The following is a 23,309-nucleotide window of genomic DNA, read 5'->3' as shown; positions in this document are numbered from 1 at the left end:
GGATTCAATGGACGAGCTCAGCAAGACCCCGTTACACGACCTGCACGTCGAGTTAGGCGGCAAGATGGTCGAATTCGCCGGTTACAGCATGCCGGTGCAGTACCCCATGGGGATCAAGAAGGAGCATGAGCATACCCGTGCTGCCTGTGGCCTGTTCGATGTCTCCCATATGGGGCAGGTCATGATCAGCGGGCCTAACCCCGCCGAGGCGCTCGAAACCCTGGTGTGTGCCGATATCGTCGGTTTGCCGGTAGGCATGCAGCGCTATGCGTTGTTCACCAACGACGAGGGCGGCATCATCGACGATCTGATGGTGGCCAATACCGGCGATCATCTCTTCCTAGTGGTCAACGCCGCTTGCAAGGCGCGAGACATTCCTCATCTTCGCATGGGGCTTGGCACCGATTATGACGTCGAAGAACTCGATCGTGGTTTGCTGGCGCTACAGGGCCCCAAGGCGGCAGAGGTCATGGCGCGGTTGTGTCCGGACGCTTGCGAGCTGACGTTCATGCAGCAGGGCGTATTCACAATGGAGGGGGCCGAAGTCTGGATCAGTCGCAGTGGCTATACCGGGGAAGACGGGTTCGAGATATCGATTCCAGCTGATCGGACCGAAGCCATTGCACGTCGACTCTTGCAAGAGTCCGAGGTCGAACCTATCGGTCTTGGCGCTCGTGATTCCCTGCGTCTTGAAGCCGGACTGTGCCTATACGGACATGATGTCGATCAGTCCACGACACCGGTCGAGGCAGGACTGATCTGGGCCATCGGCAAACCGCGGCGTCGTGGCGGTGAGCGCGAAGCGGGTTTCCTCGGCGCGGATATCATCCTGCATCAGATCGAAGCGCGTGATCATCGGCGTAAACGGGTTGGACTTCTAGGTGAAGGGCGCGCACCGGTGCGTGAAGGAGCCGAACTCTACAGCGGTGACGATCGTCATATCGGTGTGGTCACCTCGGGAGGTTTCGGTCCGAGCGTTGGCAAACCCGTGGCACTGGCCTATGTGAATGTCGATGACGCGGACATCGACAACGTGATTTACGCTGAGGTACGTGGCAAGCGCTTGCCTATGACAATCAGCAAACCGCCATTTATCAAACCAGGCTATCATCGTGGTTGATGCATAAGTATACCGTTATCTTGTTTAATCAAAACCGCTTCTACCCGAAGCGGTTTTTTAATGGGCTAAGCAAAAGAAGACCGCTCGACATCAGCATCAGCGCAGCACCTTGCGCGGATCGATGGGTTTGCCACCATGACGTACATCGAACAATAGATCGTAGCGCTGTGTTGCCCCGCTATAACCAACAGTGCATACCGGCGTCCCAGCCTTTATCTGATCCCCATCGTTGACCTTGAGAGCATCGCAAAGGGCGTACACCGTTTGCAGGTTATCCGCATGGTGAACGATCACGACCCTGCCCAGTTGGCGCATGCTGCTGGCAAAACGAACTTGACCGTCCGCGACCGATCGAGCCTGACTGCCGGCACGGCTGCTGAGTAGCATGGGTTGCAGGGTACCGTGCTTGTCGGCACCAAAATAGCGCACGATACGGTAATCGTTGAGAGGCCAGGGCCACCCCCTGGAACGACTTGGCAATGGCTTCAAGGCCGGACGCGATACCGGCTTGGCCACCCCGGGCCGTGCCGGTTTGGCTGCGGGACGAGAAGAGGCTGGTCTTGAAACGCCAGCGGTGCTTCTGATGCGATTATCGCCCTTCAAGGGTACCTGCACCATCTGACCGATTCGCAATTGGGAAGGATTTGCGGAGCGGTTGGCTGCCTGAATGCGTCCGGCAGTGGTGCCAAAATAGCGAGCGATGTTCGAATAGGTATCGCCGGGTCTTACCTGATAACGGTAGGGCCCCCCGGAGGGAGCGCGTTCATTCTTGCTGGGAACCAGGATGCGTTGACCGATGGCAAGCTGGCGAGCACTGACGCCGGGATTGAAGCGCTGCAGCCGTACCAAAGGAATGTCGGCGCGACGAGCAATGGCGCCCAGCGTGTCGCCACGTTGAATGGTGACCCAGTTCCCTGCCAGCGAAGCGCCACGCCAGGTAGAAGAGGATGATGAAGCGCACCCGCTCAGCATGAAAAGCGCCAGTAGTATCAGCGCAATGAAGCGAGGGTGCGGTCTTTTTCCTGCCACAAGGCGTTGAGCCATGTCTGGAAGCGTTCCTTATACTGCGGATTCCGATGGTAATCCCCATCGTGCATCCAGTTCGGCAATTCAATTCGACGCGCATGAAGCACGACCGGGGTTTCGCGACCACATAGGAAGTCCCAGAAATTGGGGCGTTCCCGGGTATAGACCAGCGTTACATCGAGAACGCCACTCAGGCGTTTTCCCAGCAGGCTCACTACCTGGGCAGTGCCCCCTGCCCGGGGTTTAAGCAGGTTGTCATAAGGACTTGCCTGGGCTTTGTGCTTTGCCGCGGTAAAACGGGTTCCCTCGACGAAGTTGTAGATCGCCATGGGCATATTTTGCGCGCGAGCGCACAGCAATCGGGTAGCCTCTTGATCGCGCTTGGCCAGACGAGGATTGCGCTCCAGGCGATCGCGCTTGTAGCGCCGCATGAACGGAAACTCCAGTGCCCACCAGGCAAGTCCAATCACCGGCACCCAGATAAGTTCGCGTTTCATGAAGAAGCGGGGCATGGGAATACGCCGATGCAGGGCCAGCTGCAGCATGAAAATGTCGGTCCAGCTACGATGATTGACGATGACTAGCCACCACTGTCGAGGCGACAGCCCCTCGGGTAAATGAATCTCCAGGCGGGGGTTGAGCCAGTGCCTCATCCACCACAGGTTGGTACCGATCCAGGCCAGGGCAATATGATTGAGCCCGGCTAGCAGCCGCTCACGCAGCCGCCGGGTGGGGGCTATCAGTTTGAGTAGTGCCAAGGCGTACAACGGAACTGCCCAGAACAGAGTGCTAAGTACCAGCAGCAGCATGCTGACGATCCCTTTCAGGGTCGACATGCCATTCTCCTTCAATGACTTGGGGGTATGCTACTGGATGGGGCCGGCGCTGCCCAGTCCAGGATGGCCTGTCGACCATCCTGGACAGGCCTCTATTTCTGTAGATCGGGCAGATCCTGATAAAACTTTAATGCTTCCGGGTTGGCCAGGGCGTCCTTGTTCTTTACCGGTTGGCCATGTACCACGTTGCGCACCGCCAGTTCGACGATCTTGCCGGACAGGGTGCGTGGGATATCCGCGACCTGAATGATCTTTGCCGGCACATGTCTGGGGCTTGTATTGGCGCGAACCGTGCGCTTGATCTCATCGCGCAGCTCATCGTCCAAGGTCATGCCTTCACGTAGCCTTATGAACAGCACCACCCGCACGTCGTCATTCCACTCCTGACCGATACATAAAGATTCCAGCACGCCTTCGACTTTCTCCACCTGGCGATAGATTTCCGCGGTACCGATACGAATGCCGCCAGGATTGAGTACCGCATCGGAGCGGCCATGGATGATCAGGCCGTCTTCTGCAGTGATTTCCGCATAGTCACCGTGGGCCCAGATACCGGGAAAATCGTCGAAATAGGCTTCCATGTAGCGTTCGCCTTCAGGATCGTTCCAGAACCCGATGGGCATGGAAGGGAAGGGGCGTGTACAGACAAGCTCACCCTTTTCTTCACGCAGCGGCGTGCCATCGTCATCGAAGACATCAACCGCCATGCCTAGGCCCCGGCATTGCAGTTGACCGCGATAGACGGGGCGAATCGGACAACCCAGGGCGAAGCAGGAGACGATGTCGGTGCCCCCGGAGATCGAGGCCAGCAGCAAATCCTGCTTGATGTCCCGATAGACATAGTCGAAGGATTCATGAGCAAGGGCCGACCCGGTAGAGAGAATTGCGCGCAGCGCATCTAGATTGTGCTGCTTGCCCGGAGTGAGTCCTTCCTTTTCACAGGCCGCAATGTACTTGGCACTGGTACCGAACACCGTGATGCCTTCCTGTTCGGTGAGTTTCCACAGCACGTCCGGCTCCGGAGAAAATGGTGAGCCATCGAACAATACCAGAGTCGCACCGCAGGCAAGGCCCGAAACCAGCCAGTTCCACATCATCCAGCCGCAGGTGGTGTAGTAGAACAGCACGTCGTCCTGACGCAAATCCGTATGCAGCCGATGCTCCTTGAGATGTTGCAACAAGGTGCCGCCAGCGGAGTGTATGATGCACTTGGGGGCACCGGTGGTGCCCGAGGAGTAGACGATGTAGAGCGGATGATCGAAAGTTTCCTGAGCGAATTCGATCTCCTGGGCGTCGTTGTCGAGATACGCTTTCCAGGTAACCGCCTTGCCAATGACGCTGATGTCCGGATCGTCCTCGAGGAAGGGGAAAACCACGACCTGGACCAAGGACTCGATGGCGTCGCTGATCTGGGCGATGCGTTCCCGGGTGTCGATGGACTTGCCGTTCCAGGTATAGCCGTCCGTGGCGATCAATACCTTGGGTTGGATCTGGCCAAAACGATCGAGCACGCCGCTGAAACCGAAATCCGGTGAGCAGGAGGACCAGACCGCTCCGATACTGGCTGCCGCCAGCATGCCAATGATGGCATGTTCGCTATTGGGCACGAACCCGGCAACCCGGTCCCCTTCGGTGACACCGCTGGCTTTCAAGGCGTGGGCCAGTTTGGCGACCTGCACGTAGAGCTCTGCGTAGCTCAATGTCCGTCGACGCCCGCGTTCGTCACACACAACCAGTGCCGGATGATCATCCCGGCGCTGTAGCAGGTTGGCCGCATAGTTCAGTTGTGCTTCGGGAAACCAGCGGGCGCCCGGCATGGCATCTGGTCGCGCCAGCACGCTTTCACCACGGCGTTGGGCCACGACGCCGCTATCTTCCCAAACCAGTGCCCAGAAGGCTTCCAGGTTGTCGATGCTCCAGGCATGTAAATCGGTGTAGTCTTCGAGAGAAGTGCCGTATTCCTTGTTGATGCGCTGCATCAAGGCATACATTTGAGTCGCTTCGATTTGTGATCGAGAAGGCTGCCAGAGTGGTTGCGACATATTGCTCCCTCCTTTTCTTGTCCTGGTCGTTGTCGTAGCTGCACGCGAGACTGGCTTATTGAAGTCAGTATTCTGCGCGCAGAGAGTCCTTTCAATATGATCTAGCGATAGCCTATCACGACAACTGTAAGTCGTTGTTTAAACGTTCGATAGAGTTTTATTAGGTTGAGTAGAGTGGCGAAAAAATGATCGGCGGCGTCCAGGCAGGCAATAATCGTCATTGCGATCCACTATGCAGCGCTCTTACACAGTCTTGCCCACAGCTTTTGTGTATAACCCGGTTGGCGTTGCCCAAGAGCAACGACCGTTACGATTGGCCCGAGGCCAAACGTCGGCTTAGGCGATTTCGCAGCGCGTGTGATGAGGCAGCAGAAGCTCCGCAGCGCGTTCCTGAGTACCCGCGAGGCTTTTCTGAACCAAGGCAATGCCGCCAGTAATGACACGATGTTCGTCACCTTGAGCAAACGGTAACCGCTGGGCGCAGGCAGGGTAGAATCGGTATTGTAGTAAGGGGGATACGGGAAAAATGTCCTGTAGCGGATCGATACTTCCAAGCAATCCCGCCTGCTGCATACTATGGTCCAAGGAGGTTAGATCGCTGCCAAGGCGCTCGCAGTCAAATCCCACGTGATGCATCCGGGGGCCCATTATCGCGAGCCAGGCGGCCAATGGATGCTCTGCCCTAAGATTTTCATAGGTCGTCCAATCCGGCATTGGCCAAGGGCGTCCGCGACAAAGAAGATTCTGACCACGAAAATCCCTAGGCTGGGTTTGATCGACCAGGGTCTGTAGTTGGCGTCGAGGCTGCTGCATCAAAGAGCCGGTCTGGAACTCTCCCAGTAGCAGCCAGGCGCCATCGTCAGGCGGAGCAAGAAGGGTGACGAGCAAGCCGCGATCGACGATCGCAAAGCGACCCGTGGAACGATAGCCAAAACGCGTCAGCGATCGTTGCAACGTATCGGCGCCAAAAGGGCCAATGTTAAGCGTCAGTATGGCAAAATACTCCGCATCCTTGCTCTGGGCCCAGGCGTACTTCCCACCCAATTCCGGATGCATATGAACGTAATCCAGCCATAACTGCTGTAAGAATTCTTCGCGTTGCATGTCCGGCGTCTTCCCTGTGCGCGACCCTTTGATGAGTCTTTAACTTGACCTTGTCAAAGAGTATAGGCGTTTAGCGCGACATCGATTCAACGACAGGGATACACGAAAGAAAAAATATGAATGGTTTTGTTATGCAAGCGTAAACGATGACGCCGATCAAAGGATCGGCGTCATCATGAGGTACATCGTAATCTAGTTTGTAGCGGCACTTGACAGCAATTCATTATCGCGAACGTATTGATCGAACTCGGTGTAGCCGCCGATATGTGTTTGATCGACAAAGATTTGCGGTACCGTATCTACTGGCTTGCCAATCGTCTTTTCCATATCCGCCTTGGTAATGCCTTCTTCGTGGATATCGATATAACGATAGCTGAAATCATTCCGTTGATTGGCAAGATTGTCCGCCAATTCTTTTGCACGTACACAGAATGGGCAGCCGGGACGACCGAAAATGACAGTAAGCATAGAGACTCCTGTTGGAAAATTGAAAGTAGCTAGTAAAGAATGTGCGCCATTGTTTCCCATTGCAGAATATAATGCCAATAGAGTGTCACTACCTGCATTATTGCACGCTGCTATCGGTCCGAATCCGTTCAAGCATGGGCAGGCGAACATTCAAGAAACGGGTACGCGGTTCTCGTCGGCCTGAATAAGTAGTTTATTGAGCGCTTTGTAGATATCCGGTGCTGTTGCCAGTATATGTTCACCATAAAGCTCTTTGGGAATGTTGTCCGGGCAAGGATAGAGATGCCCGGTACGCGCGCCGGCTTCCTGTGCAATCAAAAACCCCGCCGCAAAATCCCAGGGCGATACGCTTTCGTAATAACCGTCCAGACGGCCACAGGCCACATTGCATAAATCCAGTGCAGCGGAGCCACAGCGTCGCAGATCCTTGCAGGCATCCATGACCGCTCCAAAGCGCCTCAGCAAAGGCGCACGTCCTTCTCTTCGATAAGGAAACCCGGTCGCGATCAGGCTGTGCTCCAGGCGTTTGGCGGCGCTGGCTTTGATCTCCTTGTCATTGAGATAAGCGCCCTTGCCCCGCAGGGCGGTAAAGGTTTCATCGAGAAACGGGGCGTGAACGACGCCAAGCTGTACCTTGTCCTTGTGAGACCAGGCAATGGATACCGCTACATGAGGCAATCCTCGAGCAAAATTGACCGTGCCATCGATAGGATCGATTACCCAGAGATCGACACCTTGTTCAAGAACATCCCGTTCCGGCGAAAGCTCTTCGGTCAGTCTGGCCTCCCCTGGGAAGTGCGTTTCCAACTGCTCGGCGATGAAACGATCGACGGCCACGTCTGCGTCGGTGACCAGCTCTTCATCTTGTTTGTAACGCTGCTCGAAATTCTGTTCCTGGCGCGCCTTGCGAATCATGCGTCCTGCTTGCTCGGCAATACCTACGGTGATGGCAAGTCGCTCGCTGAGTTGCATAAGGCCTCCTGCCTGGGGTGTAAAGATAGAATGCGACGATAGAGCACGAAAATGCTGTGCCAGTTTAGCATCCATGGCATCCCGGGTCCCGATGATGGCTGGCGCGTCAGCGTCGCACCGGGCGCTTTTGCAGCTTGCGTTGCAGGGTTCGGCGATGCATGCCCAAGGCTCGAGCGGTGGCGGATATGTTGCCGTCATATTCCTGCAACACCTTTTGAATGTGTTCCCAGGTGACGCGATTGATCGAAGGAGGGTTGTCCGCAATATGAATATCCGGATCGCCTTCGTCGCGACCAAATGCAACAAGAATTTCGTCTGCGTCCGCAGGCTTGCAGAGATAATTCATCGCACCAAGTTTGATGGCCTCGACCGCGGTCGCAATACTCGAATAGCCCGTAAGTACCACGACGCGACACTCGGGTACGATGGCCAGAAGCTCAGGCAACAGCTTGAGGCCTGATGTGTGTTCGAGCTTGAGATCCAGGGTTGCCAGCTGTGGTGGGGAGCGGCGCGCTGCTGCCAGCGCCTGGTCGGCATCGCTGGCAACGGTCACATCAAAACCACGCCGACTGAGTGCGCGCTGCATGACGTAACAGAACATCTCATCGTCATCGATGATCAGCAGGCGTTCCGGAGTGTCGTTGGTCATTGTTTGATGAACCTCTCGTGATTTTCTTCTAAACAGTCTGACCCGCCAGGGCGCGAGGCAGCTTGACTTCGGTCAGGGTGCCACCTTCTTCATGATTGTACAGGCTCACGCCGCCGCCGAAGCGATTGATGGTGGCATGGGTGAGGAACAGTCCAATACCCATGCCCTTGCTCTTGGTCGAGACGAAAGTGTCGCCGAGCTGATCGGCGATCGCCATGGTGACACCAGGGCCGTGATCGCGAATGTCGATAATCACTTCTTCATGATTCCAGTCGAGACTGATCAAAATGTCGTTGGGATTGGCGTCCGCGGCATTGTTGAGCAGATTCATCAGCGCCTGATCCAGCGTGGTGTCTACCGCCAGCTCCGGTGAGCCTCGCTTGCCGAGTGACTCGATGCGATGGGTGACGTCCGGGCGCAGTACCAGCCAGCGCTGAATCAGATAGCGCAACCACTCTTCGGCAGGGCGAACCTCCGGTTCTGCCAGGCGGCGGCGATCCGCGTTCTCCACCAGATGCTGCAGGCGGGATTTACAGGTGTCCACCTGCTGGCGAAGCAGGTCGATATCCTCTTCCAGAGCGGGATCGCCCTTGGCATCATGGCGCATTTCGCTTAGCAGCACCGCCATGGTGGAGAGGGGGGTGCCAAGCTCATGAGCGGTGCCCGCCGCCTGAGTTGCCACGGCAAGCACCTGCTCGTTACGCAGCACGGTTTCCCGGGTGCGAGACAATGCCATGTCTCGCCGCCGCAGCGCCAGCGCCATCTTGTAGATGAAAAATGTCACGAGACCGGCGGATAAACCGAAATTCAGCCACATGCCCAATACATGCAGGCTGATATCCGGACTCATCAGGCCGTGACTCATTTCCGGCACACGATCGTAGAAGAGCATCAGAAAGGTATAGCAGGCCATGGCAGCGCTGGCGACGATCCAGGCATACAGCCAGGGTAGCGTGGCGGCGGCTATGGTCACCGGAACCAGATAGTAGCTGATGACCGGATTGGTGGCCCCGCCAGTAAAGTAGAACAGCATGGCGAGCCCAGCGACCTCGACGAGCAGCTGCAGGAGATATTCGGTGTTGGTGACGGCCCGGGGGCGGCTCAGACGCCACCAGGTGATGATATTGATCAGGCCCATGGCAATGATGACGCTGATGACCGGCACGGTGCGCAGTTCGAAACCAAGCACTTCGATACCGAAAACGATCGCGCCGAGAAAGCCGGTCCAGCTGATGCCGCGGATCAGCGTCAGGCGTACCAGATTACGATTGGGCGTCGAGAGCGGCAAGGGAAGAGGGGGCTGCATGGCGATTCCACGAGAGTAGGTGGCGCCATGATAACCGATTCACCTCCCTTGCTTCCTAGCGGCACTCGGTGACAGCTTCTATTCGGCGTCAGACGGCGTATTCGGGAAAGGCGCGCGGCGGTACTCTTCACCTTTATTGGCGCGAATACGATAGAAATCCTTCTCATGGGCGACTTCGCGATTGCCGAAGGTAAAGGATGACGCGCCCCAAGTTGGCAGGCCGCGAATGACGCTGCCTTTTTCGATGTAGAGCTGACCGATGAAACCGCCGTGGGTCCAGCCGTCTGGAAAGCGACCAATGAGACCGGCTACCGTGGCTTCCTTGACATGCATCAGCTGAACCGCGTTGCCATAGGAGTTGGCGTCGTACCAACCGATGCCGCACCAAGCGACATCGACGATGTCGTAGGCCCAGAGGCTGAAATCGACGCTGTCCTGATACACGCCGCCGCCAATGGCAAAGGTCACCTCGTCACCGCTAGCCACGTCCTGGGCGATACGGGGAAACACTTCGAGATGCGTTCTATCCACTACCCGGGCAACGCCGTAGAGATTGTCTCGAATGAGAACGACGCTGCGGCCTGCATCCTCCAAGTGGGGTGGCGCAGGATCGGCCAGGGTGATGATGGAGCGCTCGCGGCCATGGCTATCGTCGTTGTCGGTATGCCCGACATAGCGACCGGCCCAGGCGGCGGACGCCTTGTTGCGGTCTGACAAGCCGCAGTCGTGGCAATACAGCATGCGATGATGAACGCGGCTATTGGAACCGATGTCCTCCACCGCATCCTCGCCCTTGCCGACTTTCTGCACGCCCCACAGCAGGGCGCCGGAAACGTACAGCGAATCGAACAGAGTGTGGCGCACGTTGTCCCCATAGACGACGCCATGGGTCATGTTGCGATCTTCTGGCCAGCGCCGTCCGGTGACACCCTTTATCGTCAGCTTGCCACCGAACACGCAGCCTCGCACTCCTGCAATCTCGACGCCGGGGCCAGGGTTGCGCAGGGAACGATCCACGATCAACGTGGCTCTCATGCGCATGTCGCTGGTGGCAAATGACTTCTGCTTGGGATCGCTGGGGCGAAACTTGATCGTATCGGTCACACGGAATGTGCCCACGAACTTGGCTTCCAGCACGATGTGGTCAGCGGCGTAGGCGAGAAACTCATTGACGGCTTGGGTATCATCGGCGCGCCCGTCGCCTACGGCGCCAAAATCATAGGGTGTCAGCATAATGGGATAGATCGATAATGGATTCAGGAAGAGGTGTGTTTGCTTTCCAGTTCGCTGGCTTCACGCTGAGCCTCACCCTCCGATGAGTGGGTCGCCATGACGTGATTATCCTGTTCGGTATCGATCACCTTCCAGCCAACCACCTCGTCGTCATTATCGAATTCTTTTACCACCGCGTAACGATCGCTCATGGATATCTCCTGGCCAATAACGGGACTCACGAGAAACAGCTTGGCATGTTTTATAGCAGAGGTCTCGGTATTCAGATCATGATAACGACGAGAAGCGTTCGTGTTAATCGTCACGATAGAGACTGTTAATGAAGCTCAGACGCTACACTCACATGGTCGCAATGATTACAATCTCTCACCAGAACACACTTCCTTTGGTTTTGAACGTCTTTCGACGCGTTCGAAACTGAGTACAACTTAGCGATACCGCTCAATGCCCGATAGCCAGATAGCCCAACAAGCGGATATTCGCCGCACCTTTGCCATCATTTCCCACCCGGATGCCGGTAAGACCACCATTACCGAAAAACTCTTGCTGTTCGGTAATGCCATTCAGCTTGCTGGTTCCGTCAAAGGCAAGCGCAACGAGCGCCATGCCACCTCGGACTGGATGAAAATGGAGCAGGAGCGGGGAATCTCCGTGACCACCTCAGTCATGCAGTTCCCCTACGGCGGGCGAATCGTCAATCTGCTCGATACGCCAGGACACGAGGATTTCTCCGAGGACACCTACCGCACCTTGACCGCCGTGGACTCGGCGCTGATGGTGATCGACGGCGCCAAAGGTGTCGAGGAGCGCACTATCAAGCTGATGGAGGTATGTCGGCTTCGCACTACGCCGATTCTGACCTTCATCAACAAGATGGATCGCGATATCCGCGATCCGGTCGAGGTCATGGATGAAGTCGAGACGGTACTCAACATCCAATGCGCCCCCATGACCTGGCCCATCGGCATGGGGCGCCATTTCCGTGGGGTCTATCATCTTTATACCGATGTGATTCATCTCTACAAGCAGGGCCAGGGCAGCCGTATTCCCGAAGATGTGCGCATCGAAGGCCTCGACAACCCTCAGGTCGATGAAACCTTAGGTACCGAGCAAGCCGAGGAGCTGCGCATGGAGGTGGAGCTGGTACGCGGCGCCTCTCATGAGTTCGATCTAGAGGCCTATCGTCGCGGCGAACTTACGCCGGTGTATTTCGGTACCGCCATGGGCAACTTTGGCGTGCGCGAAATGCTCGATGGTTTCGTCGAACATGCGCCGGCGCCTCAGGCACGAGATACGGATACGCGAACCGTTAGTGCCGACGACACACAGTTTTCCGGCTTCGTATTCAAGATTCAGGCCAACATGGACCCCAAGCATCGGGATAGGGTGGCCTTTCTGCGGGTCTGTTCCGGCAAGTACGAAAAAAACATGAAGATGCGTCATGTGCGTATCGGCAAGGACGTCAAGATTGCCGATGCCCTGACCTTCATGGCCTCGGACCGGGCTCAGGTCGAGGAGGCCTGGCCCGGGGACATCATCGGGTTGCACAACCACGGCACCATCCAGATCGGCGATACCTTCACCATGGGCGAGGAGATGCGTTTCACCGGCATTCCGCACTTCGCACCGGAGTTGTTCAAGCGCGTACGCCTGCGCGATCCGCTGAAGATGAAGGCGCTACAAAAAGGCCTGCAGCAGCTTTCCGAGGAGGGCGCGACCCAGGTGTTCATGCCCTTGGACAATAACGATCTGATCGTCGGCGCCGTGGGCACCTTGCAGTTCGACGTGGTCGCCCACCGGCTCAAGGAAGAGTACAAGGTCGACTGCATCTATGAGGCAGTCAACGTTCAGACGGCGCGCTGGGTGTACTGCGACGATGCCAAAAAACTTGATGAGTTCAAGCGCAAGGCCAGCACCAATCTCGCCTTGGATGGTGGGGGCTATCTAACCTATATTGCACCGACTCGCGTCAATTTACAGATGACCCAGGAACGCTGGCCGGAGGTGCGCTTCAACGCGACCCGGGAACACTGAAAACAAATCCTGAACTTCCAAAAAGAGGATCCAGTGATCATGGCATCGAAGTTTCTCAAGGAATTTCGCGAATTCGCAGTCAAGGGTAATGTCGTCGATATGGCGGTGGGTATCATCATTGGTGCTGCCTTCACCTCCATCGTCAATAGCCTGGTCAAGGATATCTTCACGCCGGTGATTGGATTGATCACCGGCGACATCAATTTCAGCAACCAGTTTATCGTGCTGCGTCAAGGCAGTGGAGAAGGGCCTTACTACACCCTGGAACAGGCTCAGGCCGCTGGCGCGGCGACCCTCAATTACGGTCTTTTCTTCAATGCTTTGCTGTCTTTTCTGATCGTCGCCCTGGCGGTGTTTATCCTGGTGCGTAATATCAATCGTCTGAAGAACCTGGCCTATCCGCCGGAAACCTCCGCACCGACGGTCAAGAGCTGTCCTTACTGCATCAGCAAGATTCCCGTCGATGCAACCCGCTGTCCTGCCTGTACCTCCAGGCTCGATGACGAAATGCAAACCCGCTAGCCGAATGGAGTCCATGGAAAGGGATGCTGATCGACGCTCACTGCCATCTTGATCTCGACGACTTCAATGATGATCGCGAAGCCGTATTCACTCGGGCTCGTGGGATCGGCGTCAGACATTTCATCGTGCCTGGCACGACGCGAGCGCGTTGGCCGGCGGTGATCGAGCTTGCTCGGCGGGAGGACGTCAGTCTGAACCTGGGCCTTCATCCTTACTTCATGGAAGAGCATGAAGATGAGGATATCGAGGCGCTGGAGGCGATGCTCGATGAGCATCCTGACACCGTGGCGCTGGGGGAGTGCGGCATCGATGCACGCTTTGAAGAAACCCTCGATGCACAGTGGCAGCTCTTCGATGCACAGCTGCGAATCGCAAAGCAGCGCGATCTTCCGGTCGTGGTTCATTGCGTGCGGGCCAACGACAAGGTTGCCAAGCGCTTGCGTCAGCTGAATTTGTCCCGGGGTGGGATGATTCATGCTTTCGCCGGCAGCCCGGAACAGGCTGGTAAGTTTCTCGATCTGGGGTTTGTGCTCGGTCTAGGTGGGGCGACGACCTATGAGCGGGCCAAGCGGCTGCAGCGCGCGGTCGTCTCTTTACCGAATGATGGCTACGTGCTGGAAACCGACAGCCCGGACATGCCCTTGGCGGGATTTCAAGGGCAGCGTAACGAACCTGCAAGAGTGGCTCGGGTGTGCGAGCATATCGCCGGTTTACGAGGCGAACCCTTCGAGCAGGTCGCCCTGAACAGCACGAGCAATGCGCTGCGATTGTTCGGCCTCGACGTTGGCTAACGCAGGAACCCGGGGTGATTTAGCCCTGTGCGGCGAGTTCCTCCGGGTCGAGACGCTCAATAGCATAGGGCAGTTTGAGACGCTTTAAACGCTGCCCAAGAACCTCGAGCGGTGTCTCCTCATCACGCGTATTGACTACCGCGAGTATCTCCGCCTGGTCGTAGGCATCCAGAGCGGCGATGAAAACCTCACCATGACGCTTGCCCTCGGCATTGCATACCGGCGTGCCGGGCTCGGGAACTAGGTTTCCATCGAGCTGTGCCCGTATCAGACGCTTCTTGACCTGTCCGCGAAAATGCGCGCGAGCCACGACTTCTTGCCCTGTATAGCAGCCCTTCTTGAAGCTGATACCGCCAAGCGCTTCCCAATTGATCATCTGGGGGAGATAGGTGTCCTGCTGCGCCGCAGTCAGCCAGGCAAGGCCCGCTTTGATGTCGTGCAATTGCCAGACCGCATTGCCCACCGGCGTTGCCGAGCGAGCCAGGGCATCCCAGACCGTATTGGCCTCTGCTGAAGGCACACACGCAACGAAGCGAGAGCGTGGGCCAGGATGCTGCAGCAGTGTGCATTCATCCTGCATCGTCTGATGCCAGATGGCAGGCGGTAGCATGTCCAGGCGTGCTTCCAGCAATGCCGGGGCATCGCGACCCAGAAGGCCGATCAGGGCCAGGTCGTCTCGCGGACGAATATCTGCCTTGTAGAAAACCGCGAACTTGCTTAGGTGCTTGGTGAGCGGCTCGATCAAGTCGCGATCGAGCAACAGCCAATAGCGGTCTTCGGCAACGCGCAGCAGTTGGGCGTTAGCAACATACGACCCTTGACCGAGCAGAACGCAGTCAAAGGTGCGAAATCGCCATTCGCCAATTCCACCTGGGCGCTGGTCTGGCCCTGAAGAAAGCGTTTTGTATCCGTTCCTTCGATTTCCAGAATGCCGAGATGGATCAAGGGGGAGAGCAGGGTGGCATCATTGGGCTGATGGGCCTGTCGTGGGTCGCCGAAATCGATCTGGCGCTCGCCATGACAGCGTGCGCCGGCCGCTTGAAGATGAGCAGTCCAATTGGTCATGAGGGCTCCGTTGAGCGCCGAGTTTGTTCATGACTATTGGGTTTAGCGCAAGGGATTGCAAGGTGATGGAGCTCGAACGTCTTCCGGCAGCATTATGAATACTCTAATCAAAAATAGAACGACATACCGGCTGCGAGTTCTCTGGCATCGTCATCGCCCTGTGCCTCGACCCGGATATCCAGGTTATTGTTCAAGGCCAGGCGATATTGAATATTCCAGTGCGTCGATCGAGAAGATCTCCCCTGGAGAGCATCGGCGTGTTCGAGGGTCAGGAGCGTGCGCTGACGACTGGCCCAATGCGACAGCAAACCTGCTTGGGCCATTGGCGCCAGGGCGCCGTCATTGTGACGCTGCGTCCTGAGTTGACCGCCTATCAAGGCAAAAGGGATATGACTGCCGAACTGCGAGGACTTGCCGGCAAGCAGTTTGGCGTTGCCATCGAGGCAATTGTTACAGTCGAGTGCTGAGCGAGCTATACCCGCAGATGCATGCCAGGCCAGGGTAGGTGATGCCGGTAGAGGAACATGCTGCGTATAAAGATTAGTGATCGAGAATAGTGTGAATTCTCGTAGCTTGGGATTTCCATATCCAAGATCGATTTTGGTCGTGCCGATTTCCAAAGCGGCGTTGGGCATGCGTGTCGCTTCGCTATCCATCAAATCATAGTGCAGTGGCCGTATCGTCAAGCGCAAACCGCTGCCTAGAACGTTATTGTAGATACCCTGTGCTCTTATGGCACTGGAAGGGGTTGCTTCATGAATCGGCGTGCTCGTCTGCGTATTCTCGGACTGCTGGCCGGGAGGAAGCCCAAGGCGCTCCAATTGAAGCCGGCGCGTGATATCCGGGTAGGTCGCTTGCGGCTGGGTGTCGCGCAAGAGAGCTACATGACTCTGCAAAGTTTCGATCACCGCTGCGCGGCGCTTGGGTGACAACGCAAGGTACTCTGGTCTGGTCAGGTCGAGGTGATCCGTTCTTGGCACTATTCTGCGGGCCGCGGTTTTCTCTGCACTGCTTAGTGCGCGATAGCGCTGCTCGGTGATCAGGCGACGCGAGGGTACGTGAGTGACCGACTTGAGCAATGGCTGGTCTGAGCTATTACTATTACCTGAACTACTGTTAATAGTGCCGATATTGCGAATCACGCTTTCTGGCGTAACCCAGGCGACGCTACCAGCGGTCAGGTCGGTATCAACGACAACTTCCAGGGTTCGGGCGATTCGTGACGCGCAGTTCTGGGTCAAGAAAAGATAGTCGTAATCCTGACCAAGGATTTCATACAGATGGAGGATCAGAAGCTGACGATCCCAATCCGGTAACGCTAGCTCGTAGTGCCAGAGATCGCGCATTTCCCTCTCGGAATAGATCGTCGTATTGCGATAGAAGGGCGCGTTGGAAAATTTTGCCTCATAGCCCCCCAGCAAGCCCTTGGCCATGTACTTGGCAAGACCGTCCGTTGCGGGCACGTCCGCACCGAAATTGAGGCTGGTATCGAGCAGTTGAGTCGCGTCGACCCACTCCTTCGACTCTGCCGCAGAAGGCGTCAATTGAATCATCAGGTGTCCGAAAAACGAGGCTGGGTTTCCCAGATACCCTGAGGCGAATACCAGTCCCACCGAGGCATCCTGATAACGTTCTTTCCATACATCTAAATCCGGGCAGACTGCACCTTGGGGCCACTGTTCTCCAGTCATTCGACTGATCCACAAGGCTCGTGCAGGAAAGCGGCACAGCGCATGAGCCCCAGCTTCCATGCTCTTCGGATCTTCTCGAAAAGCGTTCAGAGTCGCTTCGAGTTCTGCTGTCGGATCGGTAGCACCATTAGGAGCAAGGAAAAAATTAGAGTCGATGACCGCACTGCGTGGCGCTTCGAAGAAGCCGCCTCGATCGAAATGCAAGAGCGAGCGCCACTGCTCATCGTCGGCAAGCGATATCTCATTCGCCATGCTGTCAACGCTCAAAGCGCCAAGACAGAAAGCCACGAGCAATCGAATTCGCCGCATGGAGAAGCCTCATCGGAATTGTTGGATATGTTGTAGAGGGAACGGCAGATCGGAGCAAAGTGCTCCGATCTTTTCCGTCATTCGGGTCGGTTGGGTTTAACCCACGGAACAACCGGAAGCAGTGGTCAGACTGCGGTAAAACTCGTAGGCCTTATCGCTGTGGGACATATCGCCATAGCGTGCATCGACGCTGATCTTGCCAAGGTCGGTACGCAAGGTGCCGATGACATCTTCCTGAGTACTTGCTGCACAACCCGCAAGGGTCAAGGCTGTTTGCAGATGCTCGCCTTCACCCACAGCAGTTTCCATCGCGAGTACATCGTAGGTTTCATCGATGAACTGAGCGACCTGGACTTGTTCGCTTTCGCAAGTGTCAGGAGAAAGAGTGGCTGAGGTTACGGCCGTGGTGCCGGAATCCCAGATGACATTGGAGATCGCTGCAGCGGTTTCATTTTTGTCGAAAATAGCAGCGCCGATACCGCAATGTTGCCACGGATTCAGATTGTCTTTATCAACGTCGGCACTTGCCATCGCGCTCACTCCAAGCACTCCGGCAAGCGTAAAAGCAACTGCGATGGCAGCGCTATGAAGTTTGATCGTATTTCTCATGATGTCGTTGCTCCCTTTAATTATCGATACCGCACAGATTTATCACCGAAAGGGTTGTCCTCTCTGATGAAGATTTACGCTTTACGAGGAGTGCCTAGACATCTTTCGTTAGCGTAGGCGCTATTAATAACAGTAAGGAAGAGGTATCAAATCATTGAAATAAAAAGAAAACCTTTCGCGAATCTTTATATTGGATATGGCTGAAATGCGCATTGACCGAGGGTTTTTTACCCGCGGCTAGTGCTACTCTTCGACGACTGGGACTCTATACTGCAAACTAGCGGTGTCACCATTCGACAGGAAAACTTTCGTGGATCACATATCGCTGAGTTTCGAAGAACTCGAAAGTGTTGAGCAGGTCAACCGCGTTACCACTGCACTAATGACCCTGGACGGTGTCGAGAGTGCAGAGGTTGGGCGTCACGGCGCCGAGGTGGAAGGCAACGTGCGCCGTGAGACCTTGATCGCCGCCGTGGAAAAGCTCGGCATCAAGGCAAACTGAGTACCAAGCCATCAAGGAGAATGTCTTGACTATCGTCATCACCAGTATGGATCGTCACGGGTTGCGCCAGCGCGCCGAGATTGAATCCTTCGAGGATATCATCGTCGATGCGCCCAAGATCGTGGGAGGCGAGGAAAGTGCGCCGGACCCTCACGACTATCTCGATCTGGCCCTGGGTGCCTGCAAGGCAATTACTGCGCGGATGTACGCCCGGCGCAAGGAGTGGCCGTTGGAAAAGGTAGGGGTGACCGTCACTCGGGACGACAGCCAGGAGCGTCACGGCGTTTATCGCGTCGATATCGAAATGGCCTTTGAAGGCATCGAGGATGAGAAACAGCGTGCCCGGCTGCTGGAGATTGCCGATCGCTGCCCGATCCATCGGCTGTTGACGACTTCGGATGTGCAGATAACCACTAAGATGGACACCTAGCTTCCCGGATCTATTTTTATAGTACGTTTACGCTTGAACTTTATCCTCTGGGGAACCATCTCAAGTGCATGAGCAAATCCTTTCGTATTCAATCAAACTATCAGCCGGCTGGTGATCAGCCGGCTGCCATTGCTGGGCTAGTCAAGGGTCTTGAAGCGGGCCTGGCCCATCAAACTCTGCTGGGCGTGACCGGCTCCGGTAAAACCTTCACCATGGCCAACGTGGTCGAAAAGTTGCAGCGTCCGACCATCGTGATGGCCCCCAACAAGACACTGGCGGCGCAGCTGTACGGCGAGTTCAAGTCGTTCCTGCCGGACAACGCAGTGGAATACTTCGTCTCCTACTATGACTACTACCAGCCCGAAGCCTACGTGCCGTCTTCGGACACCTTCATCGAGAAGGATGCCTCGATCAACGACCATATCGAGCAGATGCGCCTGTCTGCCACCAAGGCGCTGCTGGAGCGCAAGGACGCATTGATCGTGGCATCGGTGTCGGCCATCTATGGTCTTGGCGACCCGGACCAATACCTGAAGATGCGACTGCACTTCAATCGTGGCGAACTCATCGATCAGCGCTCTTTTCTGCGGCGTCTGGCAGAGCTTCAGTACACCCGCAATGACATGGATTTTCGTCGCGGTACCTATCGAGTGCGGGGCGACGTCATCGACATCTTCCCGGCGGACTCCGAGGAGGAGGCGGTACGGGTCGAGCTGTTCGGTGACGAGATTGATACGATCAGTCTGTTCGATCCGTTGACCGGGGAGGCGCGTGGCAAGGTGCCGCGCATGACCATCTATCCCAAGAGTCACTACGTGACGCCTCGGGAAACCATTCTGGGTGCCATCGATTCGATCAAGGAAGAGCTTGCGGGCCGGCTGGATTGGATGCGCAAGCACGACAAGCTGGTTGAAGCGCAGCGCCTGGAACAGCGTACCCTCTATGACATCGAGATGATGCTGGAACTCGGCTATTGCAACGGCATCGAGAACTACTCCCGCTATCTCTCGGGTCGCAAACCCGGCGAACCGCCGCCTACGTTCTTCGACTATCTGCCCGCGGACGCGCTGCTGTTCATCGATGAGTCTCACGTCAGCGTGCCCCAGGTAGGCGGCATGTACAAAGGTGATCGGTCACGCAAGGAGACTCTGGTCGAATACGGCTTCCGGCTGCCCTCGGCCCTGGACAATCGTCCCATGACCTTCGAGGAGTGGGAAAGCGTCTGTCCGCAGACGGTGTTCGTCTCCGCGACACCGGGTAAGTACGAAGCCGAACATCAGGGTCAGGTGGTAGAGCAGGTGGTGCGTCCTACCGGACTACTCGATCCGGAAGTCGAGGTGCGTCCGGCTTCGACCCAGGTGGATGATCTGCTCTCTGAGATTCGACTGCGTACCGACGTAGGCGAAAGGGTGCTGGTCACCACCCTGACCAAGCGCATGGCGGAAGATTTGACCGAATATCTGGACGAGCATGATATCCGGGTACGCTATCTGCACTCGGATATCGATACCGTGGAGCGGGTCGAGATCATTCGGGATCTGCGCCTGGGCAAGTTCGACGTGCTGGTGGGCATCAACCTGTTGCGTGAGGGGCTGGACATCCCGGAAGTGTCCCTGGTGGCGATCCTCGATGCGGACAAGGAGGGTTTCCTTCGCTCTGACCGTTCGTTGATTCAGACCATCGGTCGCGCTGCTCGTAATGCCAAGGGCAAGGCGATTCTCTATGGTGATCGGGTTACGGATTCCATGCGCCGCGCCATCGATGAGACCGAACGGCGTCGGGCCAAGCAGATCACCCATAATGAAGAGCATGGCATCACACCACGAACCGTGACCAAGTCCGTGGCGGATATCATGGAAGGCGCCCAGACCCCGGGCAAGAAGGGCAACCGTCGCAAGAGCGAACGCCAGGTGGCAGAAAAAGACGCCATTTACGATCCAAGCACCTTGGCGCCCCATGAGCTCATCAAGGAAATATCTCGAGTCGAAGACGGAATGCACGAGGCGGCGCAGAATCTCGAATTCGAGACGGCGGCTCAGCTACGGGATCAGTTGCACAAACTCAAAGAGCAGCAATTGCTTCTAGGAACGGTCTGAGCGATGCCGGAAGGCCCCGAAATCCGCCGTACTGCGGATGCTCTTCAAGAGCAGATCGGCGGTAGACGCCTTGATGAGGTGTGGTTCGCCTTTCCAGAACTTGCCAGTCAAGCCGCTTCCTTGAAAGGTCGTGAGGTGGCGGCGGTAGACAGCTGGGGCAAGGCGTTGCTGATTCGCTTCGACGATGAGCGCGTACTTTATTCGCACAATCAGCTCTACGGCGTATGGAAATATCACGACGAGGAACGCGAGCCGGATACCAAGCGCTCATTGCGAGCGCGTCTCACGGCGCAAGGGCGCTCGGCAAGTTTGTACAGTGCCTCGGATATCTCCTTGTGGCAGGCCGATCGACTGAAAGAACATCCTTTTCTGGCTCGGCTAGGGCCGGATTTGTTGACTCATGCCGTGAGCGTCGGATCGATCGTCGAGCGTCTGGAGGCGACACGATTCAAACGACGGGCACTTGGCAACTTGCTACTGGATCAGTCATTGTTTGCCGGCATCGGCAACTATCTCCGCTCCGAAATCCTGTTTTTTGCCCGGCTCTCTTATCGGCAGCGACCCATGGATCTGACGACAGCTCAACGAGAGCAGCTGGCGCGAATGATGCTGGAAGTGGTCGAGCGTGCCTATCGCCAGAAAGGGGTCACCAATCGCGATGACTGGGCCAAGGCAGCGCGTCGGCAGGGAGAAAAACGTCAGCAGTGGCGTTTTGCCGTATTTCAACGTGACGGTTTACCGTGTCATGGCTGTGGCAGGCTGGTCGAGCGCACCATGGTAGCTTCCCGCCGACTCTATTTCTGCCCTGTATGTCAAGGCAATTGATATCAGGTATTTATACCGTTATCTATTTTCCTGGCAGTAATATTTATCGTCGATTATCTTCATCAGATGGTCCTGCTCATCGTGCTCGTCTGACGTAATCACAAGACGTCGGATCAAACGCACTCATATTGAACTAAAGACGCTTTACACTCTGCAATGAAGCTGTCAATAATATCCTCGAACAGTCGCTTGAATGCGGCGGTTTTTCCTAAAGATAACAACGAGATGGGAAAAATATGAAAAACACGATACGCAAGTCGCTGTTGGCAGTGGCCGTAGGTGCGGGGATGTCCAGTCTGGCGGCCCAGGCAGACATTACCATCGGTCTGGCCGGTCCGGTGACAGGACCCCTGGCACAGTATGGAGACATGCAGTTCACCGGCGCCGAAATGGCCATCGAACGCATAAACGAGCAAGGTGGCGTCAACGGCGAGCAGCTCAAGGGCGTGAAGTACGATGATGCCTGCGATCCCAAACAGGCGGTCGCAGTGGCCAACCAGATCGTCAATGACGGTGTGCAGTTCGTGGTAGGTCATCTTTGTTCCAGCGCGACTCAGCCTGCTTCGGATATCTATGCCGAAGAGGGAATCCTGATGATCACCGCCGCCTCAACCAGTCCGGCAATTACCGAAGCCGGTTATGAAACGGTCTTTCGCACCATCGGCCTTGACAGCATGCAAGGTCCGGTTGCCGGCCAATACGTCGCCGAGCAGGCCAAGCCCGAGAACATGGCGATCATCCACGACAAGCAGCAGTACGGCGAGGGTATCGCTTCCGGCGTGCGCGATACCGTCGAGGAGGCCGGTGTCAATGTCGTTCTGTTCGAGGGTATCACCGCCGGTGACAAGGATTTCTCGTCGCTTATTTCCAAGCTCAAGCGTGAAAACGTCGATTTTGTCTATTACGGGGGCTATCACCCGGAGCTGGGACTCTTGCTGCGTCAATCCCGGGAGCTAGGCTTTGACGCTCAGTTCATGGGGCCAGAAGGTGTCGGTAACCCGGATATTTCCAAGATTGCCGGCGAGGCTTCGGAAGGGCTGCTGGTTACGCTACCCCAGGCTTTTGAAACCGATCCGGCTAATGCCGACCTGGTCAAGGCTTTCGAAGCCAAGAATCAGGACCCTTCAGGCCCCTTCGTCATGCCGGCCTACAGCGCCGTTTATCTGATGGCCGAGGGAATGAAAGAAACCGAATCGACGGATCCTTACGAAGTCGCCGACTATCTGCACGAAAATACCTTCGATACGCCGATTGGTGAGGTGAAATATGACGAGAAAGGGGATCTCGAAGAGTTCAACTTCGTCGTCTACAACTGGCACGCCGATGGCACCAAGACAGAAGCCAACTGATGCGCGATAGCGTTTGATTGGTTCAGCGCATTAAATAACGACAATGACAATATCACTCGCCCGGCCGGTCACAAACTGACCGGGCGATGTTTCGCAGGTAACCTCAATGGATGAACTCCTCTATTTCCTGCAGCAGACCATCAATGGCCTGACGATCGGCAGTACCTATGCATTGATCGCCATCGGCTACACCATGGTCTACGGCATCATTGGCATGATCAATTTCGCTCACGGCGAAATCTATATGATCGGCACCTATATCGCCTTTATCGTCATCACGGGACTGGCGATGATGGGTATCGATAACACTCTGTTCCTGATCGCGGCAGC

At 56.2% G+C, this 23,309-nt stretch carries 23 protein-coding genes and 1 pseudogene; 10 read left to right on the top strand and 14 right to left on the bottom strand.

Translation table 11 applies throughout. The annotated features are described in order from the left end of the window. Positions 1–7: 7 nt before the first annotated feature. Entirely contained in the window at positions 8–1,120 is a 1,113-nt protein-coding gene (gene gcvT, locus CH74_RS06190) for a glycine cleavage system aminomethyltransferase GcvT (protein WP_048306603.1), read from the top strand. A gap of 96 nt (positions 1,121–1,216) precedes the next feature. Here gcvT and CH74_RS06185 read toward each other — a convergent pair whose 3' ends face one another. From CH74_RS06185 to CH74_RS18610, 10 genes are all read right to left on the bottom strand, one after another. Further along, positions 1,217–2,164 carry a LysM peptidoglycan-binding domain-containing protein gene (locus tag CH74_RS06185; protein ID WP_253272972.1) on the bottom strand — a complete coding sequence of 316 codons (948 nt, stop codon included), beginning with the start codon at positions 2,162–2,164 and terminating at the stop codon, positions 1,217–1,219. After that, a complete protein-coding gene (locus tag CH74_RS06180; RefSeq protein WP_048306602.1) occupies positions 2,110–2,982 on the bottom strand; it encodes an acyltransferase in 873 nt (290 codons plus the stop codon). The genes CH74_RS06185 and CH74_RS06180 overlap by 55 nt, the downstream gene beginning before the upstream one ends. 92 nt (positions 2,983–3,074) lie before the next feature. Next, a complete protein-coding gene (locus tag CH74_RS06175; RefSeq protein WP_048306601.1) occupies positions 3,075–5,024 on the bottom strand; it encodes an acetoacetate--CoA ligase in 1,950 nt (649 codons plus the stop codon). A 336-nt stretch (positions 5,025–5,360) separates the two neighbouring features. Then, positions 5,361–6,128 carry a DUF1338 family protein gene (locus CH74_RS06170; protein WP_048306600.1) on the bottom strand — a complete coding sequence of 256 codons (768 nt, stop codon included), beginning with the start codon at positions 6,126–6,128 and terminating at the stop codon, positions 5,361–5,363. A 192-nt stretch (positions 6,129–6,320) separates the two neighbouring features. Continuing rightward, positions 6,321–6,596 carry a GrxA family glutaredoxin gene (locus CH74_RS06165; protein WP_048306599.1) on the bottom strand — a complete coding sequence of 92 codons (276 nt, stop codon included), beginning with the start codon at positions 6,594–6,596 and terminating at the stop codon, positions 6,321–6,323. Between the two features lie 150 nt (positions 6,597–6,746). Continuing rightward, a complete protein-coding gene (locus CH74_RS06160) occupies positions 6,747–7,568 on the bottom strand; it encodes an inositol monophosphatase family protein (protein ID WP_048306598.1) in 822 nt (273 codons plus the stop codon). A gap of 106 nt (positions 7,569–7,674) precedes the next feature. Continuing rightward, positions 7,675–8,217, bottom strand: a complete 543-nt coding sequence (locus tag CH74_RS06155) for a response regulator transcription factor (RefSeq protein WP_048306597.1) — start codon at positions 8,215–8,217, stop codon at positions 7,675–7,677. Positions 8,218–8,245: 28 nt separating this feature from the next. After that, positions 8,246–9,523: an ATP-binding protein gene (locus CH74_RS06150; protein ID WP_048306596.1), complete on the bottom strand. Its 1,278-nt coding sequence runs from the start codon at positions 9,521–9,523 to the stop codon at positions 8,246–8,248. 78 nt (positions 9,524–9,601) lie between these two features. After that, the gene (locus tag CH74_RS06145; RefSeq protein ID WP_048306595.1) at positions 9,602–10,756 is read right to left on the bottom strand and encodes a hypothetical protein; all 1,155 of its coding nucleotides are present in this window, start codon (positions 10,754–10,756) and stop codon (positions 9,602–9,604) included. 23 nt (positions 10,757–10,779) lie between these two features. Continuing rightward, positions 10,780–10,947, bottom strand: coding sequence for a hypothetical protein (locus tag CH74_RS18610; protein ID WP_156181404.1), 168 nt, complete (start codon positions 10,945–10,947; stop codon positions 10,780–10,782). Positions 10,948–11,200: 253 nt separating this feature from the next. Between CH74_RS18610 and CH74_RS06140 the strand changes: the two genes are divergently transcribed. The 3 genes from CH74_RS06140 to CH74_RS06130 are packed head-to-tail and all read left to right on the top strand — an operon-like array spanning position 11,201 to position 14,103. Further along, complete coding sequence (locus CH74_RS06140; RefSeq protein WP_048306594.1) at positions 11,201–12,790, top strand: peptide chain release factor 3; 1,590 nt, start codon at positions 11,201–11,203, stop codon at positions 12,788–12,790. 39 nt (positions 12,791–12,829) lie between these two features. Continuing rightward, positions 12,830–13,312 (top strand): large conductance mechanosensitive channel protein MscL, encoded by a 483-nt coding sequence (gene mscL / locus CH74_RS06135; protein WP_048306631.1) that lies wholly within the window; start codon positions 12,830–12,832, stop codon positions 13,310–13,312. Between the two features lie 23 nt (positions 13,313–13,335). Then, positions 13,336–14,103 carry a TatD family hydrolase gene (locus CH74_RS06130; RefSeq protein ID WP_048306593.1) on the top strand — a complete coding sequence of 256 codons (768 nt, stop codon included), beginning with the start codon at positions 13,336–13,338 and terminating at the stop codon, positions 14,101–14,103. A 19-nt stretch (positions 14,104–14,122) separates the two neighbouring features. Here CH74_RS06130 and CH74_RS06125 read toward each other — a convergent pair whose 3' ends face one another. From CH74_RS06125 to CH74_RS06115, 4 genes are all read right to left on the bottom strand, one after another. Further along, positions 14,123–14,863 (bottom strand): folate-binding protein YgfZ, encoded by a 741-nt coding sequence (locus tag CH74_RS06125; RefSeq protein ID WP_367379101.1) that lies wholly within the window; start codon positions 14,861–14,863, stop codon positions 14,123–14,125. Beyond that, the gene (locus CH74_RS19975; RefSeq protein ID WP_367379100.1) at positions 14,845–15,168 is read right to left on the bottom strand and encodes a hypothetical protein; all 324 of its coding nucleotides are present in this window, start codon (positions 15,166–15,168) and stop codon (positions 14,845–14,847) included. The genes CH74_RS06125 and CH74_RS19975 overlap by 19 nt, the downstream gene beginning before the upstream one ends. 107 nt (positions 15,169–15,275) lie before the next feature. Continuing rightward, positions 15,276–17,111, bottom strand: a complete 1,836-nt coding sequence (locus tag CH74_RS06120; RefSeq protein ID WP_172656307.1) for a DUF4105 domain-containing protein — start codon at positions 17,109–17,111, stop codon at positions 15,276–15,278. Between the two features lie 153 nt (positions 17,112–17,264). After that, on the bottom strand, positions 17,265–17,777 hold the full coding sequence (locus CH74_RS06115; RefSeq protein WP_053070653.1) for a DUF3015 family protein: 513 nt from the start codon (positions 17,775–17,777) through the stop codon (positions 17,265–17,267). Positions 17,778–18,087: 310 nt separating this feature from the next. Here CH74_RS06115 and CH74_RS06110 point away from each other — a divergent pair, with 310 nt between their 5' ends. The 6 genes and pseudogenes from CH74_RS06110 to CH74_RS06085 all read left to right on the top strand — a co-directional run. After that, positions 18,088–18,279 carry a hypothetical protein gene (locus tag CH74_RS06110; RefSeq protein ID WP_048306591.1) on the top strand — a complete coding sequence of 64 codons (192 nt, stop codon included), beginning with the start codon at positions 18,088–18,090 and terminating at the stop codon, positions 18,277–18,279. Positions 18,280–18,304: 25 nt separating this feature from the next. Next, complete coding sequence (locus CH74_RS06105; RefSeq protein WP_253272971.1) at positions 18,305–18,709, top strand: OsmC family protein; 405 nt, start codon at positions 18,305–18,307, stop codon at positions 18,707–18,709. Between the two features lie 68 nt (positions 18,710–18,777). Continuing rightward, positions 18,778–20,805 (top strand): excinuclease ABC subunit UvrB, encoded by a 2,028-nt coding sequence (uvrB, locus tag CH74_RS06100; RefSeq protein WP_048306590.1) that lies wholly within the window; start codon positions 18,778–18,780, stop codon positions 20,803–20,805. A gap of 3 nt (positions 20,806–20,808) precedes the next feature. After that, the gene (nei, locus tag CH74_RS06095) at positions 20,809–21,630 is read left to right on the top strand and encodes an endonuclease VIII (RefSeq protein WP_048306589.1); all 822 of its coding nucleotides are present in this window, start codon (positions 20,809–20,811) and stop codon (positions 21,628–21,630) included. A 236-nt stretch (positions 21,631–21,866) separates the two neighbouring features. Next, positions 21,867–22,979 (top strand): branched-chain amino acid ABC transporter substrate-binding protein, encoded by a 1,113-nt coding sequence (locus tag CH74_RS06090; protein WP_048306588.1) that lies wholly within the window; start codon positions 21,867–21,869, stop codon positions 22,977–22,979. A 106-nt stretch (positions 22,980–23,085) separates the two neighbouring features. Next, positions 23,086–23,309, top strand: a pseudogene (locus tag CH74_RS06085) (branched-chain amino acid ABC transporter permease LivH); the annotation flags it as partial.

Source organism: Halomonas sp. PR-M31 (assembly GCF_001039575.1).
Classification (GTDB): domain Bacteria; phylum Pseudomonadota; class Gammaproteobacteria; order Pseudomonadales; family Halomonadaceae; genus Modicisalibacter.
The sequence above is the reverse complement of the archived record's forward strand: the minus strand, read 5'-3'. Positions and strand labels throughout refer to the sequence as shown.

Excerpts from the sequence above, each read along its gene's own strand:
- gcvT (WP_048306603.1), top strand. The coding sequence starts at position 8 with ATGGACGAGCTCAGCAAGACCCCGTTACACGACCTGCACGTCGAGTTA.
- CH74_RS06185 (WP_253272972.1), bottom strand. The coding sequence starts at position 2,164 with ATGGCTCAACGCCTTGTGGCAGGAAAAAGACCGCACCCTCGCTTCATT.
- CH74_RS06180 (WP_048306602.1), bottom strand. The coding sequence starts at position 2,982 with ATGTCGACCCTGAAAGGGATCGTCAGCATGCTGCTGCTGGTACTTAGC.
- CH74_RS06175 (WP_048306601.1), bottom strand. The coding sequence starts at position 5,024 with ATGTCGCAACCACTCTGGCAGCCTTCTCGATCACAAATCGAAGCGACT.
- CH74_RS06170 (WP_048306600.1), bottom strand. The coding sequence starts at position 6,128 with ATGCAACGCGAAGAATTCTTACAGCAGTTATGGCTGGATTACGTTCAT.
- CH74_RS06165 (WP_048306599.1), bottom strand. The coding sequence starts at position 6,596 with ATGCTTACTGTCATTTTCGGTCGTCCCGGCTGCCCATTCTGTGTACGT.
- CH74_RS06160 (WP_048306598.1), bottom strand. The coding sequence starts at position 7,568 with ATGCAACTCAGCGAGCGACTTGCCATCACCGTAGGTATTGCCGAGCAA.
- CH74_RS06155 (WP_048306597.1), bottom strand. The coding sequence starts at position 8,217 with ATGACCAACGACACTCCGGAACGCCTGCTGATCATCGATGACGATGAG.
- CH74_RS06150 (WP_048306596.1), bottom strand. The coding sequence starts at position 9,523 with ATGCAGCCCCCTCTTCCCTTGCCGCTCTCGACGCCCAATCGTAATCTG.
- CH74_RS06145 (WP_048306595.1), bottom strand. The coding sequence starts at position 10,756 with ATGCTGACACCCTATGATTTTGGCGCCGTAGGCGACGGGCGCGCCGAT.
- CH74_RS18610 (WP_156181404.1), bottom strand. The coding sequence starts at position 10,947 with ATGAGCGATCGTTACGCGGTGGTAAAAGAATTCGATAATGACGACGAG.
- CH74_RS06140 (WP_048306594.1), top strand. The coding sequence starts at position 11,201 with ATGCCCGATAGCCAGATAGCCCAACAAGCGGATATTCGCCGCACCTTT.
- mscL (WP_048306631.1), top strand. The coding sequence starts at position 12,830 with ATGGCATCGAAGTTTCTCAAGGAATTTCGCGAATTCGCAGTCAAGGGT.
- CH74_RS06130 (WP_048306593.1), top strand. The coding sequence starts at position 13,336 with ATGCTGATCGACGCTCACTGCCATCTTGATCTCGACGACTTCAATGAT.
- CH74_RS19975 (WP_367379100.1), bottom strand. The coding sequence starts at position 15,168 with ATGACCAATTGGACTGCTCATCTTCAAGCGGCCGGCGCACGCTGTCAT.
- CH74_RS06120 (WP_172656307.1), bottom strand. The coding sequence starts at position 17,111 with ATGGCGAATGAGATATCGCTTGCCGACGATGAGCAGTGGCGCTCGCTC.
- CH74_RS06115 (WP_053070653.1), bottom strand. The coding sequence starts at position 17,777 with ATGAGAAATACGATCAAACTTCATAGCGCTGCCATCGCAGTTGCTTTT.
- uvrB (WP_048306590.1), top strand. The coding sequence starts at position 18,778 with ATGAGCAAATCCTTTCGTATTCAATCAAACTATCAGCCGGCTGGTGAT.
- nei (WP_048306589.1), top strand. The coding sequence starts at position 20,809 with ATGCCGGAAGGCCCCGAAATCCGCCGTACTGCGGATGCTCTTCAAGAG.
- CH74_RS06090 (WP_048306588.1), top strand. The coding sequence starts at position 21,867 with ATGAAAAACACGATACGCAAGTCGCTGTTGGCAGTGGCCGTAGGTGCG.